The sequence below is a fragment of the Salinarimonas sp. genome, assembly GCF_046292825.1.
GTDB lineage: Bacteria > Pseudomonadota > Alphaproteobacteria > Rhizobiales > Beijerinckiaceae > Salinarimonas.
In genome coordinates this window covers 21,802-39,098 of the sequence record NZ_JBKBQG010000040.1, presented here as the reverse complement: position 1 = coordinate 39,098, position 17,297 = coordinate 21,802, and the positions used below count along the sequence as shown (strand labels likewise).

Annotated in this window: 13 protein-coding genes; 5 read left to right on the top strand and 8 right to left on the bottom strand. The window is 72.5% G+C overall.

Going from position 1 to position 17,297, the window contains the following annotated elements; all coding sequences use genetic code 11:
• Positions 1-173 precede the first annotated feature (173 nt).
• From ACK4UM_RS16600 to ACK4UM_RS16570, 7 genes are all read right to left on the bottom strand, one after another.
• Complete coding sequence (locus ACK4UM_RS16600; protein ID WP_409801190.1) at positions 174-836, bottom strand: TetR/AcrR family transcriptional regulator; 663 nt, start codon at positions 834-836, stop codon at positions 174-176.
• Positions 837-1,423: 587 nt separating this feature from the next.
• Positions 1,424-3,262, bottom strand: a complete 1,839-nt coding sequence (locus ACK4UM_RS16595) for a CocE/NonD family hydrolase (RefSeq protein ID WP_409801188.1) — start codon at positions 3,260-3,262, stop codon at positions 1,424-1,426.
• Between the two features lie 13 nt (positions 3,263-3,275).
• Positions 3,276-4,829, bottom strand: a complete 1,554-nt coding sequence (locus ACK4UM_RS16590; RefSeq protein ID WP_409801186.1) for an ABC transporter substrate-binding protein — start codon at positions 4,827-4,829, stop codon at positions 3,276-3,278.
• Positions 4,830-4,854: 25 nt separating this feature from the next.
• A complete protein-coding gene (locus ACK4UM_RS16585) occupies positions 4,855-5,820 on the bottom strand; it encodes an ABC transporter ATP-binding protein (RefSeq protein ID WP_409801184.1) in 966 nt (321 codons plus the stop codon).
• The gene (locus ACK4UM_RS16580) at positions 5,817-6,824 is read right to left on the bottom strand and encodes an ABC transporter ATP-binding protein (protein WP_409801182.1); all 1,008 of its coding nucleotides are present in this window, start codon (positions 6,822-6,824) and stop codon (positions 5,817-5,819) included. Before ACK4UM_RS16580 ends, ACK4UM_RS16585 begins: the two co-directional genes overlap by 4 nt.
• Positions 6,821-7,759 (bottom strand): ABC transporter permease, encoded by a 939-nt coding sequence (locus ACK4UM_RS16575; RefSeq protein ID WP_409801180.1) that lies wholly within the window; start codon positions 7,757-7,759, stop codon positions 6,821-6,823. The genes ACK4UM_RS16580 and ACK4UM_RS16575 overlap by 4 nt, the downstream gene beginning before the upstream one ends.
• Positions 7,756-8,730, bottom strand: a complete 975-nt coding sequence (locus ACK4UM_RS16570) for an ABC transporter permease (RefSeq protein WP_409801178.1) — start codon at positions 8,728-8,730, stop codon at positions 7,756-7,758. Before ACK4UM_RS16570 ends, ACK4UM_RS16575 begins: the two co-directional genes overlap by 4 nt.
• Before the next feature lie 160 nt (positions 8,731-8,890).
• Here ACK4UM_RS16570 and ACK4UM_RS16565 point away from each other — a divergent pair, with 160 nt between their 5' ends.
• Positions 8,891-9,796, top strand: a complete 906-nt coding sequence (locus tag ACK4UM_RS16565) for a LysR substrate-binding domain-containing protein (protein WP_409801176.1) — start codon at positions 8,891-8,893, stop codon at positions 9,794-9,796.
• A gap of 22 nt (positions 9,797-9,818) precedes the next feature.
• Here ACK4UM_RS16565 and ACK4UM_RS16560 read toward each other — a convergent pair whose 3' ends face one another.
• Positions 9,819-10,733 (bottom strand): LysR family transcriptional regulator, encoded by a 915-nt coding sequence (locus ACK4UM_RS16560; RefSeq protein WP_409801174.1) that lies wholly within the window; start codon positions 10,731-10,733, stop codon positions 9,819-9,821.
• Between the two features lie 97 nt (positions 10,734-10,830).
• On the opposite strand from ACK4UM_RS16560, the gene ACK4UM_RS16555 reads away from it, so the two are divergent.
• From ACK4UM_RS16555 to ACK4UM_RS16540, 4 genes are all read left to right on the top strand, one after another.
• Positions 10,831-11,844, top strand: coding sequence for an NAD-dependent epimerase/dehydratase family protein (locus ACK4UM_RS16555; protein ID WP_409801172.1), 1,014 nt, complete (start codon positions 10,831-10,833; stop codon positions 11,842-11,844).
• A gap of 26 nt (positions 11,845-11,870) precedes the next feature.
• On the top strand, positions 11,871-12,578 hold the full coding sequence (locus ACK4UM_RS16550; RefSeq protein WP_409801170.1) for a DUF4386 family protein: 708 nt from the start codon (positions 11,871-11,873) through the stop codon (positions 12,576-12,578).
• Between the two features lie 144 nt (positions 12,579-12,722).
• The gene (locus tag ACK4UM_RS16545; protein ID WP_409801168.1) at positions 12,723-13,874 is read left to right on the top strand and encodes an efflux RND transporter periplasmic adaptor subunit; all 1,152 of its coding nucleotides are present in this window, start codon (positions 12,723-12,725) and stop codon (positions 13,872-13,874) included.
• A gap of 306 nt (positions 13,875-14,180) precedes the next feature.
• Positions 14,181-17,291: an efflux RND transporter permease subunit gene (locus tag ACK4UM_RS16540; RefSeq protein ID WP_409801166.1), complete on the top strand. Its 3,111-nt coding sequence runs from the start codon at positions 14,181-14,183 to the stop codon at positions 17,289-17,291.
• Positions 17,292-17,297: the final 6 nt, after the last annotated feature.

Sequence of the window (17,297 nt, the reverse complement as noted above, 5' to 3'; positions counted from 1 at the left end):
CGCCCCGTTCCGAAACGACTTGCCGCCGGGAGGACCCGGCGGCGACGGCGGACGTGTAGTCGCGCGCGGGGGCCGCGTCAAGCGGTTTCGCGCGAGGAGGGGAGGGCGCAAAGGGTTTGGGTGGAAGGGGTTCGGGGGATGTGGTACTGGGGTGCCGCGCTCAAGCCGGCGCCTCAGCGCGCCGCCGCCGCGACCTCGTGCTCGAGGAACGCGATCGCCATCCGCCGCTGCCGGGCGAAGGCGGCCTCGTCGGGCGCCGCGTCGATGCCCATCAGGAGGCGCAGCATGGCCGGCCCCTGCACCATCTGCAGGAACATGCCGGCGAGGTCGCGCGCGTGCAGCGGATCGAGAACCGGCGCATGGGCGCGCAGGCGCTTGGCGACATGCTCGACGAGCGGCAGCACCGCGCCGTGATAGAACAGCCGCGGCATCGCCCCCGATCGCTCCCCCTCCGCCATCGCGAGCCGGTAGGTGGAGAGCCGGAAGCCTTCCGTGACGAGGGCGACGAAGGCGTCCGCGAGGATCCCCGCCTCCTCCGCGAGACTCGCGCCGTGCGGCACCTCGGCCATGGGCACCATCGCGCCGCAGACCTCGCGCAGCATCGCCTCGTAGAGCGCGTCCTTCGCACCGAAATGGCGGTAGACCGTCATCTTGCCGACGCCGGCGATGCGCGCGACCTCGTCCATGCTCGCGCCCTCGAAGCCGGCGGCGAGGAACACGCTCTGTGCCGCGTCGAGGATGGCGCGTCGCTTGTCGGGGTCGAGCCGTCTGCCGGGGCGCCGCGCGGCGTCCTCGTCGACGGCATCGTCCATGGCTTCCGTCACGGCGTCGGTCATGAGCGCCCTCCGCGTCCCGTTCTTCTTCTGCGCGCCGCCGCCGCGGGATGCGAGACGGCCCGGTATCGTGTCGCGAATATCGCGTTCGCGCGCGCGCAATGCAAGAGCGGAGGGCGGATCGACATCCGCGCCGCCCGCTCACCTTCCCCTGGGGGCTACGGAGTGCACACGTCGCCGTTCTTGCACATGCGTTGGACGACAGCGGCCCGCGGGCTGGACATTTCTCCACCGCCGTCATTCCGGGGCGCGAAGCGAGCCCGGAACCCAGACTCCCGACGTCGGTTCGAGCGCGCATGCGCGCTCGTTGCACGACAGCTGAACGTGGATCGTTCGGTGGACGCAGCCTATAGGCTGCTCATCAGACGTCGGGGTTCTGGGTTCCGGGCTCGCTTCGCGCCCCGGAATGACGGGCGTAGAGACTATACGAGGGCGTTGCGATCTTTCGGGCGAGGAGAGCGGCAACGCCTCGTCATCTCCTTCCCCAGCGCAGATCAAGACGTGTAAATCTCCTAGCCCCTGAAGGGAAGGAGATGACGAGGCATCGTGCGGCCGGCGTCGATCCCATCCGTGACCACGACGCGCCGCCCCTAACGCGGCAGCACGCGCAGCGACAGGCGCGAGCGGAAGGCGTCGCCGACATGGACGGCGTTCGTCGCGCGGTGGCGATGGGGAGAGAGGTCCTCGCCGGGCGCGTCGTTCGGGTTGACGTCGAAGCGGGGGAAGTTCGAGGAGGCGATCTCGAGGCGCAGGCGGTGGCCCGGCATGAAGCGGTTGGCGGTCGGATAGAGCTGCACGACGATCGGCACCACCGCCCCCGGCTCGAGCGGCACGAGCCGATCGAAGCCCGCGCGAAAGGGCGCGCGCAGGATGCCGTCGCAGAGATTCATGGCGAAGCCCTGCGGATAATCCGCGCTCGGCGGGTGGACGTCGACGAGTTTCGCGGCGAAATCCGTCGTCGGCCGGTCGGAGGAGACGAAGAGCGTCACCGACACGTCCCCGACGATCGTGAGCGGCTCGTCCTCGATCGGGAACTCGTAGACGAGGACGTCCGGGCGCTCGGCGATCGCTCGGCCGGGCACGCGGCAGCCGAAGAAGCGGGGATCCTCGCGCTGGTCGAAGGCGCCGCCCTCCATGACGGGCGCCCCCGACGTGATCGGCCCGCCGATCGTCGGCACGGGATCGTCCGGGTCGGCGACGAGCCGGTGGGCGGCAGCACCTCGCGCGGGGCGCGGGGCGAGGCGATGGTCGGGCTGGAGGTAGAGCGCGAGCGGGCGGCTCTCCTCCGGCGGCCAGCGCGTGCAGGCGAGCCAGGAGCCGCCATGATCGAGCCGACCCTCCGCATTGCGCCGCCCCGAGCCCCCGCCCATCACGAAGACCCGCACCGACGGCTCGGGCTCGCTTGCCTTGCCCCGCAGGCGACGCTCGAAGAAGGCGATGCGCCAGGCGACGAAATCCGCGCCGGTCCCGCTCTCGAACGTGGCGTCGGGGCCGAAATCGACGTCGCCGGCATAGGTTCGCGAGCGCGCGCCGTGCGTCCAGGGGCCGAGGATCAGCTGCGCGTCGTGCCCGCGTGCGCAGAGCCCGACGAAGTTCTCCACCGCCGTGCGCGCATAGGGGTCGTACCAGCCCGAGAGGTGGACGGACGGCACGCGCGGCATCGCGTCGTAATGGCCCTGCGCGTAGAGCGCGGGGATCGTCCAGTGGTCGTCGAACAGGACCCGGCGCCATTGATCGAAGAGGAAGCCCTCGTATTCGGGGGCGGCGGCGAGCGGCGAATGGCCCGGCCGCCAGGGCATGCGCGCGAACCAATCGGCGATGTCCTCCGCATCGAGCGCCGCTGCGACGCGCGGATCGTCCTTGGCCGCGCGCGAGCGCCGCGCGTGGCGATAGGCCCAGGTCGCCTGCTTGAGCTCGAGCGCGCCCCCGAAGCGGATGCCGCCCTGATAGGCGTTCGAGAAGCCGCCGCAATCGACGACCATCGCCGCGAGACCCGGCGGCGAGAGGGCGGCGGCGGCCATCTGGGTGTGGGCCGAATAGGACATGCCCATCGTCCCGATCCCCCCGTCGCACCAGGGCTGGCGCACGAGCCAGGCGAGCGTGTCGTAGCCGTCCTCGGCTTCGGCGCGGTACTTGACGAAGGTGCCCTCGGAGCCGTAGCGGCCGCGGCAATCCTGGAAGACCACCGCGAAGCCCGCCGCCGTGAAGAAGCCCGCCAGCTCCTCGCGGCCGAAGATGTCGGGGTGCGCGCGCGTGTACTCGTTCGCGCGCGCGGCCCTCTTGTCGTAGGGGGTGCGCTCGAGGAGCACGGGCCAGGGGCCCGCGCCCTCGGGCAGGAAGACGTCGGTCGCGAGCCGCACCCCGTCGCGCATCGGCACCATGACGTCGCGCAGCACGCGCTCGCGTCTCATCTCCGCCGCGACCGGCATCGGCTCCGCCCCCTCAATCGCGACGCAGGTTCGTCATCAGCGAGCGCCCGTCGGGGCTCGGGACGAAGCTCAGGCCCTCGCGCACCGCCCAATTGTTGCCCTCCCAATAGAGGGGCACGAGCGCCACGTCGTCGGCCGCGATCCGCGCCGCCTCCCGCAGAGCCGCCTCGCGCTCGTCGTCGTCGAAGGCGGCGAGCGCCCGCTCGAGGGCGGCGTCGAAATCCGGGCTCGAATAGCGGAAGCGGTTGTTGGAGCCCCAGCCGCGATCCTCGTCGTAGGTCGCGAGCACGTTGCGCAGCGCGAGGCTGCTCTCGCCCGTCGTGATGCCGAAGGCGACGAGGAAGGCGGAGAACTCGCGGGCGGTGGCGCGGCCGAAATAGACGTTGGCCGGCACGTTCTCGACCTCGACGTCGATGCCGAGCCGCGACCACATCTGCCCGACCGCCAAGAGCACGTCGGTGTCGTTGACGTAGCGACCCGCCGGCCCGTGCAGCGTCAGCCCCCAGCCCTCGCCGATGCCCGCCTCCTCGAGGAGCGCGCGGGCGCGGTCGAGGTCGAAGGCGGGCGCGGCGATCTCCGGGTCGTGGCCGAAGACGCCCTCGGGGGCGAACTGCCCCGCGGGCGCGCCCGAGCCGAACTGGATGCGATCGACGATCGCCTCGCGGTTGATCGCGAGCGACAGCGCCTCGCGCACCCGCCGGTCGAGGAAGGGATTCTCGTCGAGCCCGCGCACCTGCGGGGTCGTGTCGCCGCCCTGATCGAGGCCGATATAGACCATGCGCGCGGAAGGCGCCGTGACCACCTCGACCTGCGGCATCGCCGCGAGGCGCTCGAGATCGTTCGGCGGCACCGCGTCGATGAAGGCGACCTCGCCCGCCTGCAGGGAGGCGACGCGGGAGGCGGCGTTGTCGAGGAAGCGGATCGTGATCTCCTCGAAATCGGGCACTTCGCCCCAATAATCGTCGTTGCGGGCGATCACGAGCCGCTCGCCCGGGCTGTAGGACACCATCCGGTAGGGCCCCGTGCCGATCGCGGCGCGGCCCTGGTCGAAATCGGCGCTCGCCGCCTCGCCGATCGCGTGCGAGACGATGTAGATCGTCGAGAGGTCGGTCAGGAGGCCGGGGGCGGGCTCGCCGGTGCGGATCACGACCGTGCGCTCGTCGGGCGTCTCGACCGCCTCGATCGCGGCGAGGCGCTGGGTGAAGGGGGCGGGGCTGTTCGGCACCTGCGGGATGCGCTCGAAGGTGAAGGCGACGTCCTGCGCGCCGAAGGGGCTGCCGTCGTGGAAGACGACGCCTTCGCGCAGCGTGAAGGTCCAGGTCAGCCGGTCCTCCGAGATCTCCCATTCGGTGGCGAGGCCCGGCACGAACTGGCCGTTCTCGTCGAGATGGACGAGGCGATCGTAGATCACCATGGCCAATTGCTGGTTCTGGCCGGTCGTCGCGAAATGCGGGTCCATCGAGCTCGGCGGCGCGGCGAGGCCCACCGTGAGGCTCTGCGCGGAGGCCGGCAGCGCGAGGCACAGGGCGAGCGCGGAGGCGCAGGCGAGGGTGCGAAGGCTTCTCATCGTGTTCTCTCCCGTCTCTGGTTCTTCAGGCTTTGTGGCAGGCGACGACGCGCCCGGGACCCATCTCCCGCAAGGCGGGCCGGACGGCGCGGCAATGCGCGTCGGCGAGCGGGCAGCGCGGATGGAAATGGCAGCCGCTCGGCGGCGCGAGCGGGGAGGGGATCTCGCCTTGGATCGGCCGATAGCGGCGCTTGCCCTTGGTCAGGCGCGGCACCTCCTCGAGCAGCGCCTGCGCGTAGGGGTGGAGCGGGCGTGCGTAGAGCTCGGATTTCGGCGCCGCCTCGACCACGCGGCCGAGATACATCACGACGACCCGGTCGGCGATGTGCTCGACGACGCCGAGATCGTGGCTGATGAACAGGTAGGTGAGCCCGAGCTCCTCGCGCAGGTCCATGAACAGGTTGAGCACCTGCGCCTGGACCGAGACGTCGAGCGCCGAGACCGCCTCGTCGCAGACGATCAGCGACGGATCGACCGCGAGCGCGCGGGCGATCGCGATACGCTGGCGCTGGCCGCCGGAGAATTGGTGAGGGTAGCGCGTGCGATAGGCGGGATCGAGCCCGACCTTGCGCAGGAGGTCCGCCACGAAGCCGTCGACCTCGCGCGCCGCCACGAGGCCGTGCACCCGCGGCGCCTCGCCGATCACGCGGTCGATGCGGTGGCGCGGGTTGAGCGAGGACATCGGGTCCTGGAAGACCATCTGGATCTTCAGCCGATCCGCCCGCTTGACCGGGCGGCCCTCCCAGAGGACGCGCCCCTCGCTCGGGGCGTGGATGCCGGCGACGACGCGCCCGAGCGTCGACTTCCCGCAGCCGGATTCGCCCACGAGCCCGACGACCTCGCCGCGCGCGATGCCCAAGGAGACGCCGTCGAGCGCGTGCACGACGCGGTCCGACACCGGCGCGCCGAGGCGGCGGGCGAGGCGGGCGGCGAGGTCGAGCTTCTTCTCGAAGCGCTTCGAGACGCCGTCGATGGTCAGGAGATCGGTCATGCGGACAGACCCCGCGCGGACATGTCGGGGGCGGCGAGCAGCGGCGCGAGCTCGCGATGGCGCACGCAGCGCACCGCGCCGTCGCCCACGCTCTCGAGGGGCGGGTGGACCGCGCAGGCCGCGATCCGATGCGCGCAGCGCGGCGCGAAGCGGCAGCCCTCGCCCCGTGCGAGCGGCGAGGGCGCCGAGCCCGGGATCTGCGCGAGCCGCGCGCCGGGGCGGTTGCGCGAGGGGACCGAGCCGATCAGGCCGCTCGTATAGGGATGGCGCGGCGCCTCGACGATGTCGGCGACCGCCCCCTCCTCGACGACCTCGCCCGCATACATCACGACGACGCGGTCGGCGAAGCCGGTGACGACGGAGAGATCGTGCGTGATCCAGACGAGCCCGAGCCCGCGCTCCTCGACGAGGGTCTGCATCAGATGGAGGATCTGGGCCTGGATCGTGACGTCGAGCGCCGTCGTCGGCTCGTCGGCGACGATCAGCTCGGGCTGGTTGAGGAGCGCGATGGCGATCGCGACGCGCTGGCGCATGCCCCCGGAGAACTGGTGGGGATAGGCGCGCATCCGCTCGTCGGGGCTCGGAATGCCCACCTCGCCGAGCGTGTCGCGGCAAAGCGCCCATGCCTCAGCGCGGGGCATCGCGCGGTGGGCGAGCACCGTCTCGACCATCTGCGCGTCGATCCGCAGGACCGGGTTGAGCGTCATCATCGGGTCCTGGAAGATCATCGCGATCCGCGCCCCGCGCAGCCGCCGCATCTCCTCGCGCGCCAGCCCGACGAGCTCGGTGCCGTCGAAGCGGATGCTGCCCTCCACGATGCGTCCGGGCTCCTCGATCAGGCCCATCACCGAGAGCCCGGTGACCGACTTGCCCGATCCGCTCTCGCCGACCACGGCGAGCACCTCGCCGCGATCGACCCGGAAGCTCACGCCGTCGACCGAGCGCACGATCCCGGCATCGGTGAAGAAATGGGTGGCGAGGTTCTCGACCGCGAGTAGGCTCATCGGATGTTCCTCGGGTTGAGCACGTCGCGGAGCTGGTCGCCGACGAGATTGATCGCGACGATCAGGATCAGGAGCGCGATGCCGGGGAAGAGGCTGATCCAGTACTGGCCCGAGAGCACGAACTGGAAGCCGTTGGCGATGAGGAGGCCGAGCGAGGGCTGCGTCGCCGGCAGGCCCACCCCGAGGAAGCTCAGCGTCGCCTCGAGTGCGATCGCGCTCGCGATCTCGACCGTGAACAGCACCATCAGGGGCGGCAGGCAATTCGGCAGGAGATGGCCGAACAGGATGCGCGGGCGCGACAGGCCGAGGATCTGCGCCGCCTCGACGTATTCCCGCTCGCGCTCGCTCAAGGCCGCGCCGCGGGCGACGCGCGCAAAGGTCGCCCATTGCACGATGACGAGCGCGATGACGATCTTGTCGACGCCGCGCCCGAGGATCGCGAGCAGGATCAGCGCGACGAGGATCGGCGGGAAGGCGAGGTGGAGATCGACGAGCCGCATGATCGCGGTGTCGGTCCGCCCGCCGAAATAGGCCGCCGCGAGACCCGCCGAGAGGCCGATCGCGAGCGCCGCCGCGCAGGCGATGAAGCCGACCGAGAGGCTGATCCGCAGGCCGTAGAGGATCGCCGAGAGCATGTCGCGGCCCTGCCCGTCGGTGCCGAGCCAATAGGTCTGCCCGGAGAAGCCCGCCTCGCCCGGCGGCAGGCGGCTGTCCATGATGTCGAGATTGCGCAGGTCGTAGGGGTCCTGCGGCGCGATGAGCGGGGCGAGGAAGGCCGCGGCGACGATCGCGACGAGGACGACGAGCGCGCCGAGCGCGATGCGGTTGCGCGAGAAGTCGCGCGCGACCCTCCGCCAAGGATTCTCGGGCGGGCGGCTCTGCGGCGTCGGCGTCTCGACGCGCGTCTCCACGGGGGGCTGCGAGGTGGCGGTCATCGCGAGCCTCCGTCGAGCCGGATGCGGGGGTCGATCAGCGAGTAGAGAAGGTCGACGAGGAGGTTGATGACGATGAAGATCATCACGACCACGATCAGGTAGGCGACGACGACGGGGCGATCGAGGAGGCGGATCGAGTCGATGATCAGCTTGCCCATGCCCGGCCAGGCGAAGATCGATTCCGTCACCACCGCGAAGGCGATGAGCCCGCCGAGCGACATGCCGACCACGGTGACGATCGGGATGAGGATGTTGCGCAGGATGTGCACGAGGACGATGCGCCGCTCGCGCAGGCCCTTGGCGCGGGCGAAGCGCACGAAATCCTGCGACTGCACCTCGAGATAGCCCGAGCGCGCGAGGCGGATCACGAGCGCCATGTGGCCGATCGCGAGATTGATCGCCGGCAGCGCGATGTGGCGCAGGCCGTCGAGGGTGAACAGGCTCGAGCGGATGCCGAGGAACTCGCCCACCTCCCCGCGCCCGGACACCGGCAGCCAGCCGAGCATCACGGAGAAGACCATGATGAGGACGATCGCCTGCCAGAAATTCGGCACCGAGAAGCCGAGGATCGAGCCCGCCATGATGCCGCGCCCTGCCGCGCTGGTCGGCGCGAGCCCGGCATAGATGCCGAGCGGCAGGCCGATGCCGACCGCGAGCACGATCGCCGCGAAGGCGAGCTCCAGCGTCGCGGGCATGCGCTCGAGGATGAGGCCGAGCGCGGGTCGGTTGTAGACGAAGGAGGTCCCGAAATCGCCCGCGAGCACGTTGCCGACGAAGACGAAATATTGCTCGTGGAAGGGTCGGTCGAGGCCGAGCTGGGCGATGAGCCGAGCGCGCTCGGCCTGGGTCGCGTCGGGGTCGATCAGGATGTCGGCGGGGTTGCCGATCGCGTAGAGGCCGGCGAAGACGAGCACCGACATCACGACGACCAGGAATGCGGCCTGGAATAGGCGTCGGAGTACGAAGACCACCCGTATCACCTCCCCGCGACGAAGCGAGCCGATCGCCGCGCGGCGCGATCTCCTTGAGGAGCAAGGACGTGCCGCAGCGACAGGACGAGGATGGCGGCGGCCGCTGGGCTGTGCAATCTTATGAAGAAGGCAAGCTGCCCTATTCGCGGGACGAATGGCCATGAGCATCGAGGTCAGGCATTTGCGGGCGTTTCGCGCGCTGATGCAGCACGGCTCGACGGTGGCGGCGGCGCAGGCGCTCGCGATCTCGCAGCCCTCCGTCTCCCGCCTCCTCGCCGAGCTCGAGGCCGCGCGCCGCGAGACGCTGTTCGACCGCGCCAACGGGCGCCTCGTCGCGCGCGCGGCGGCCGAGATGCTGTTGCCGGAGGTGGAGGGCCTCCTCTCCGGCATGGACGCGCTCGAGACGAACGGCGCCGGCGGGCCGCCCTTCGTCGTCGCGGCGCCGAACGGCATCGTACGCCGCGTCTTCGCGCCGGCGATCGACCGGCTGCTCGCCGACCACCGCGACCTGCGCATCGCCGTCGAGATCATGTCCTACCACGAGACGCTCAACGCGGTCGCGATGGGGCGGGCGGATGTGGGCCTCGTCAAGGCGCCCGTCGAGCATCCCGCCGTCGGCGCGAGCGTGCTCGCGCGCGTCGGCACGGACGTGATCATGCCCGCCGACCACCCGCTCGCGTCGGCCCGGCGCCTCGATCCGTTCGACGTGGCGCGCTTTCCGCTGATCCTGCTCGGCCGCAACCGGCCCTTCCGCGTCCAGCTCGATCAGGCCTTCGAGCAGGCCCGCCTGCGGCCGCGGATCGTCGTCGAGACTCAGGCCGTCGCCGCCGCCTGCGAGCTCGTCGCGCGCGGGATCGGCGTGACGATCGCGAACGCGCTCCTCGCCCGCGCGGAAGCCGGCGAGAGCCTCGTGACGCGTCCCTTCGACGTGCCCGTCGATCACGCCTTCTGCCTGATCCACCCGCTGCGAACCACGAAGAAGAGCCTCGTCCAGGCCTTCGACGCTCATGTGCGGACGGTGGTCGGCGAGATCGTCGGGGCCTCGGGCGGCGCGCGCGCCCGCTGACGGGAGGCAGAGGGCGCCGCTCTCAGACCCTCGCGCCCGCCCCCTTGGCCGCATGCCGCGCGAGCCCCTCGGCGAGCGCGTCGATCGTCGCACGCACGATCGGACGCTCGCGCTGGTCCTCGTGGGCGACGACCCAGCATTCGAGCGCGAGCGGCAAGGCGCCGGGCAGGACGGGCACGAGATCCGGCTCGCCCGCGGCGATCGCATGCTGCACGACGCCGATCCCGAGGCCCGCGCGCACCGCCGCGAGCTGGGCGAGGTCCGCGTCGCAGCGGAAGGCGAAATCCTCGCGCGCGAGCGCGACCCTGCCGGAGACGACCGCGCGGGCCGAGCGATCGTCCCGGTCGAAGCCGATCAGGTGGTGGCGGGGCAGTGCCTCGAGGCTGTCGGGCACGCCGAAGCGGGCGAGATGATCGCGATGCGCGTAGAGACCGAGCCCCAGCGTGCCGACCCGGCGGGCCACGAGCCCGTCCTGGCTCGGGCGGAACATGCGCACCGCGACGTCCGCGTCGCGGCGCAGGAGATCGTCGGCGCGGTTCGAGAGCGACAGCTCGAAGACGATGTGCGGGTGGCGCGCCCGCAGGCCCGCCAGGATCGGCGGCAGCACCTCGACGCCGACGATCTCGCTCGCCGCGATGCGCACGGGTCCGGCGATGCGCGTGTCGTCCGCGCTCGCCTCGGCGGTGCGGACGAGGGCGCCGAGCGCGGCCTCCATGGCCTCGGCATGGCCACGAAGCGCTTCCGCCGCCGGCGTCGGCACGAGGCCGCTCGGGGAGCGCGTGAAGAGGGCCGTGCCGAGCGTGGCCTCGAGTTCGGCGACGTGGCGCCCGATCGTCGGCTGGGTGAGCCGCGTCGCGCGCGCCGCGCCCGAGAGGCTGCCTTCGCGCAGGCAGGCGAGGAAGGAGCGGACGAGGGTCCAATCGGGGAGCGAGGCCATACGCGGATGTATAGCAGGCCTACGAAGATCGGCAATTTCTTCTGGTGAGGGAGCGCGGCATCGTCCGGTCATCGCCACCCCAGCCAGAGAGGCCGCAATGAACGACACCGCGACCACCCCGCCCCGAGACGCCCCGATCGCCCTCGTCCTCGGCATCACCGGCGCGATCGGCGGCGCGATCGCCTTTCGCCTCGCCGCGCGCGGCTTCCGCATCCGCGCGCTCTCCCGACGCCCGCTCGATCCGGCACGGTTCGGCTTTCCCGTCGAGGTCGCGATCGGGGACGCGCGGGATGCGCGAGCGGTCTCGACCGCGGCGGCGGGGGCGAGCCTGATCGTCCACGGCGTCAACCCGGCGGGCTATCGCCGCTGGCGCGAGGAGGCGCTTCCGATGCTCGCCTCGACGATCGAGGCGGCCGCCGCGCACCGGGCGACGATCCTGTTTCCGGGCAACGTCTACGTCTTCGACGAGCGCGCGCCGGCTCGCGTCGACGAGGCGACCCCGCGCCGTCCCGCGACCGAGAAGGGCCGCGTGCGGCTCGAGATGGAGACGCTGCTCGAGGAGGCGGCGCGGGCGCGCGGGGTGCGCACGATCGCCCTGCGTGCGGGCGACTTCTTCGGGCCCGGCGTCGAGAGTTCCTGGCTCGCGCAAGCGATCCTGAAGGGCGGCCGCGAGGCGCGCGCGTTCACGCGGCTCTCGCCGCCCGGCATTGGGCACGCCTTCGCCTACGTGCCCGATCTCGCGGAGGCCTTCGCGCGGCTCGTCGACCGGCGCGAGACGCTCGCCCCCTTCACGCTCCTGCATTTCGCCGGGCATTACGACACGCGCGGCGTCGCCTTCGCGCAGGCCGCCGCCCGCGTGCTCGGCCGCGACCTTAAGACGAAGCGGTTCTCGTGGGCCCTCGTGCGGCTCGCCGCGCCGTTCTCGCCCTTCCTGCGCGAGGTCGTCGAGATGGCCTGGCTCTTCCGCCACCCGCTCGCCCTCGACAATGCCGCGCTCGAGCGCCTGATCGGCCCCGAGCCGCACACGCCGCTCGACCAGGCGCTCGCCCGCACGCTCGGCCTCGCCGACGCGGCGCAGCCCGGTACTGCCGCGCAACCCGCCTTTGCCTGACCTCCCGATCTCGCCGGAGACCTCCCATGACCGCTCTTGCTTTCCAGACGGCGCCGCTGCGCCGCGACACATCCGTCCTCGCCGGCCTCGCGCTCGCGCAGACGCTCCTCTTCCTCGTACCGATCGTGGTGCTCGGCGCCGCGATCGGGTGGCCGGGGAGCCTGAGGCTTCCCGCGCACGAGGTGCTGCCGCTGATCGCGCAGAGCCCGCGGGCCGTGCAGATCGGCTACGGCTTCTATCTGCTCGTCTCCCTCGCCCTCGTTCCGCTCGCCGTCGCGCTGAGGAGCCACGCGATCGCCCGCGGCGTCTCGTGTCCGCTCGTCGACGCCGCGGCGGCGCTCGGCGTCGCGGCGGGATTGCTCAAGATGCTCGGCATCGTGCGCTGGCTCGTCGCGATGCCCGAGCTCGCCGCCCTCCACGCCGCGGCGCCCGACGCCGCCGCTCGGATCGCCGTCGAGACCGCCTATGTCGCGCTCAACGCCTATGCCGGCAGCCTCGGCGAGCTCCTGGGAGTGCAGCTCGTCTCGGGGCTCTGGCTCGTAGCCACCGGGATCGTGCTCGCGCGGCTCGGCCACGCTTGGGTCGGGCCGGTCGGTATCGCGATCGGCGCGCTCTTCGCTGCGACGAGCCTGCGCGTCGCGATCCCCGGGGCGGCGGCGCTCCAGGACGTCGCGGTCCCCCTCGCGCTCCTCTGGTTTCCGGCGCTCGCCGTGGGACTGGTGCGGCGCCTGTGAGCGGCTCCACGCTTTTCTTCCCATCGCCCTCTTGACGATACCCAGCAGTCTCGCATAACGTCCAGGAGACGATACGGTATCGTATCGAAATTGATCAGACGGCTCCGCTCACGAACCCGGCGGCGGAGCGGACGGGAGTTCCCGATGAGCACCGCTTCCGAACAGACTGGATCGCGCCTTCTCCGGTTCGCAGGGGCGAGCCTCGCGGTGGTGGCGGCGCTCGGCGCGGCCGGCATCGCCACCGCGTCCTTCCAGGAGCGCGCCGCCTTGCGCAACGAGGCGAGCGCGCAGCCGCCGACGCCGCTCCCGGTCGCGACCACGCGGCTCGTCGCCGAGACGGGTTACGAGATCGAGGAGCGCTTCGCGGGCCGCGTCGAGCCCGCCCGCCGCACGCTGCTCGCCTTCGAGCGCGCCGGCACGCTCGTCGCCGTCGCGGTCGAGGAGGGGGCGCGGGTCGAGGCCGGCGCCGTGATCGCGCGGCTCGACACGAGAAGCCTCGAGGCGGAGGAGGCGCGGCTGTCGGCGAGGCGCGAGGAGGCGCGCGCCGCCCTCGACCTCGCCCGGCTGACGCTGGCGCGGCAGGACGCTCTGTCCGACCGCGGCCACGCCTCCGCCCAGCGCCTCGACGAGGCCCGGCTCGCCGAGCGGGCCGAGACGGCGCGGCTCGCCGAGATCGAGGCGGCGCTCGCGAGCCTCGCGGTCGATCTCGACAAGGCCACCTTGCGTGCGCCCTTCGCAGGAACCATCGGCGCGCGCCGCCTCGACGAGGGCGCGGTCGTCGCGCCGGGTGCGGCGGTGGTCGAGATCCTCGAGAGCGGGCGGGAGCGCGTGCGCATCGGCCTGTCGCGGGAGGCCGCGGCGGGGCTCGCGCCCGGCGCGCGCGTCTCCGTGGAGATCGGCGGGCGGCTGCATCGCGCCCGCCTGACCGCTCTGCGGCCCGATCTCGACGGGGCGACCCGCACGCTCGCCGCTCTTCTCGACCTCGACCATCCGAGCGGCGCCGCCGCCGGCGAGATCGCCACGCTGACGGTGCCGCGGCGGGTCGACGAGCCCGGCATCTGGGTGCCGCTCGCGAGCCTCGCGGAAGGCCGCCGCGGGCTGTGGTCGCTGCTCGTCGCGATCTCGGACGGGGAGGGGGCGCGCGTCGCCCGCGAGCCGGTCGAGGTGCTCCACGTGGCCGGCACCCGCGCCTTCGTCCGCGGAGCCTTCGCCCCGGGCACCGCCCTCGTCGCCGACGGCCCCCACCGCATCACCCCCGGCCAGCGCGTCGCCTTGCACGAGGGCGGTGGGCGATAGGGGATCGGGTTGCGGGCGAGCGCCGCCGCCTCTCCTTCCCCTCAGGGGAAGGTGGCCCGGCGCCGCAGGCGACGGGTCGGATGGGGTCATTCGCAGCGAAGCTGCGAAGGGGCGTCGTCGTAAAGCTCCGTACGTACGGAGAAGCCCGACGCCCCTTCGACCCTGCGGGTCGAAAGACCCCATCCGTCTCGTGACGCTGTTCGCGTCCCGAGCCACCTTCCCCTGAGGGGAAGGAGAGACGGCGACGGCTCGTCTTGTCGCGCTGTCCTTCTTCAGCACCGAAGCCGAGGCCGAGAGGAGGCCCTCATGACCACGCTCTTCTTCCGCGAGCCGCGCCTGTTCGCGCTCGCCCTCCTGACGGCGATCGCCCTCGGCGCGGCGGCGCTCCTCACGATCGGCCGGCAGGAAGACCCGACCATCACCAACATCTTCGCGACCGTGATCACGCCCTTTCCCGGCGCCGCGCCCGATCGCGTCGAGGCGCAGGTGACGGACGCGATCGAGGCGCGGCTGCGGCGCGTGCCCGAGATCGACACCATCACCTCCACCTCCGCGACCGGCATCTCGACCATCGCGATCGAGCTCTCCTCCTTCATCGCGAAGGATCGCATCGACACCGTCTGGGCCGAGATCCGCGACGAGGTCGCCGCCGCGGCCCGAAGCTTCCCCGAAGGCGCGGGCACGCCGGAGGTCGACACCACGCGCGGCGGCGCCTTCACCGCGATCGTCGCGCTCGTGCCCCGCACGAGCGTCGAGGCGCCGCCGGCGCTCATGCGCCGCCTCGCGGAGGAATTGCAGGATCGCCTGCGCCGTGTGCCGGAGACGCGGCTCGTGCGGCTCTACGGCGAGCCCGAGGAGGAGATCCTCGTCTCGGTCGATCCCGACCGCCTCGCCGCGCGCGGCCTCTCGCCCGACGCCGTCTCCCGCGCGATCGCCGCCGCCGACGCCAAGGTGCGCGCGGGCCAGCTGCGGGGCGAGGGACGCGACCTCCTCGTCGAGATCCGCGGCGCCATCGAGGACGTCGCCCGCATCCGCGCGATCCCCATCGCGACCGGGGCGGACGGCGCGGTCCTGCGCGTCGGCGACGTCGCCGAATTGCGCCGCGCCACCCGCTCGCCGCAATCCTCCCTCGCTTTGTCCGACGGGGTCGCGGGCGTGCTCGTCGCCGCGCGCATGGAGAACGATCGGCAGGTCGACGTCTGGTCGCGCGCGGTCGCCGAGGCGCTCGACGCCTTCCGGGCGGAATTGCCCGCGGGGCTCGAGGCGCGGCTCGTCTTCGACCAGGCGCGCTATACGAGCGACCGCCTGACCGAGCTCTCGGCCAATCTCGCGCTCGGCATCGCGATCGTGGTGGGCGTCCTCCTCGTGACGCTCGGCTGGCGCTCGGCCCTCGTCGTCGCCTTCACGATCCCCTTTGCCGCGCTCGTCTCGATCGCGATCCTGCAGCGGGTCGGCGTGCCGATCCACCAGATGTCGGTGACGGGGCTCATCGTCGCCCTCGGCCTCCTCGTCGATGCCGCCATCGTGACGACGGACGAGATCCGCCGACGCATCGCGAGCGGGGAGGGGGCGCAGGCGGCGGTCGGCGAGGCGGTGCGACGCCTGGCGGTGCCGCTCCTCGCCTCGACGGTGACGACGATCCTCGCCTTCGTGCCGATGGCGGCCCTGCCGGGGCCGGCCGGCGACTTCGTCGGCGCGATCGCGATCTCGGTCATCGTCATGCTGATCGCCTCGCTCCTCGCCGCGCTCACCCTCGCCCCAGCGCTCGCGGGGTGGTTGCTCGACGGCAGCGCGCGGCGGCGCGGGCTGCTCGAAGGGGGCGTGAGCCTGCCCGCGCTCGGGCGGCTGTTCTCGGCCTCCGTCACCCTGTCGCTGCGCCATCGGCTCGCGGCGATCCTCGTCGTCGGCGCGATCCCCGTCACGGGCTTCCTCGCGCTGCCGACGCTGACCGCGCAATTCTTCCCCGGCGTCGACCGCGACCAGTTCTACGTCCAGGTCGAGCTGCCGGCCGGCGCAGCGATCGCCGAGACGGCGCGCGCCGCGCGTGCGGCGGATGCGCTGATCCGCGCCGACGGCGACGTCGTTGCCGCCCATTGGGTGATCGGCGAGAGCGCGCCGTCCTTCTACTACAACATGCAGGGCGATCGCGACGGATCGCCGGGCTTTGCCGAGGCGCTCGTCTTCACCCGCGGTCCGGCGGCGACGGATCGGCTCGTTCCCGCGCTCCAGCGCGCCCTCGACGAAGCCCTGCCGCAGGCGCAGATCCTGGTGCGCGGGCTCGTGCAGGGGCCGCCGGTCGGCGCGCCCGTCGAGCTGCGCCTGTTCGGCCCCGATCTCGCCGTCCTGCGCGATCTCGGCATGGAGGCGCGCCGGCTCCTCGCGGAGCTCGGCCCCGTCGTCCACACCCGCGCGAGCCTCGACGGCGGCGCACCCAAGCTCGTCCTCGCCCTCGACGAGGATGCCGCGCGGCTCGCCGGTCTCGACCTCGGCACCGCCGCGCGGCGGCTCGAGAGTCTGCTCGAGGGCGCCACCGGCGGCTCGCTGATCGAGGGCACGGAGGAGATCCCCGTGCGCGTGCGCATGGGGGACGGCGCGCGCGCCGATCTCGAGGCGATCCGAGCACTCGCGCTGACCCTGCCGGCGGGAGGCGCGGACGGCGCGCTCGCCCCCGGCATCCCGCTTGCGGGCCTCGCGACCCTCGCCCTCGAGCCCGCGGCGAGCCCGATCCTGCGCCGCGACGGCGAGCGGATGAACCGCGTCCAGGCCTTCCTCGCCCACGGCGTCCTGCCCGAAGAGGCGCTGCGGGTCCTGCGCGCGCGGCTCGAGGCGGGCGCGCTGCCGCTGCCGGAGGGCTATCGCCTCGCCTTCGGCGGCGATGCGGACGCCCGCGCGGAGACGGTGCGCAACCTCGTCTCCACCCTCGGCCTCGTGGTGACGCTCACCATCGTGACGGTGGTGCTCACCTTCCTCTCCTTCCGCCTCGCGCTCGTCGCGCTCCTCGCCGCCGGCCTCTCCTTCGGGGCGAGCCTCCTGGCGCTCGCGCTCCTCGACATGCCTTTCGGCATCCAGGCGCTGATCGGCGCGATCGGCTCGATCGGCGTCTCGATCAACGCCGCTCTCATCGTGATCAGCGCCATTCGCGAGGACGAGGCGGCGCGCACGGGCGACGTCGCGGCGATCGCCGAGGTGGTGGTGCGCGCCTCGCGCCACATCGTCTCGACGACTCTCACGACGGTCGGCGGCTTCCTGCCGCTCGTCATGGCCGGCGGCGGCTTCTGGCCGCCCTTCGCGGTCGCCATCGCCGGCGGCGTCGCCCTCTCGCTGCCGATCGCCCTGTGGCTGACCCCGCCGCTCGTCGCGATCGCGCTCGGGGCGCGCGGCAGGCGCATCGCCGCGCCGGCCGTCGCGATCGCTTGAAGAGCG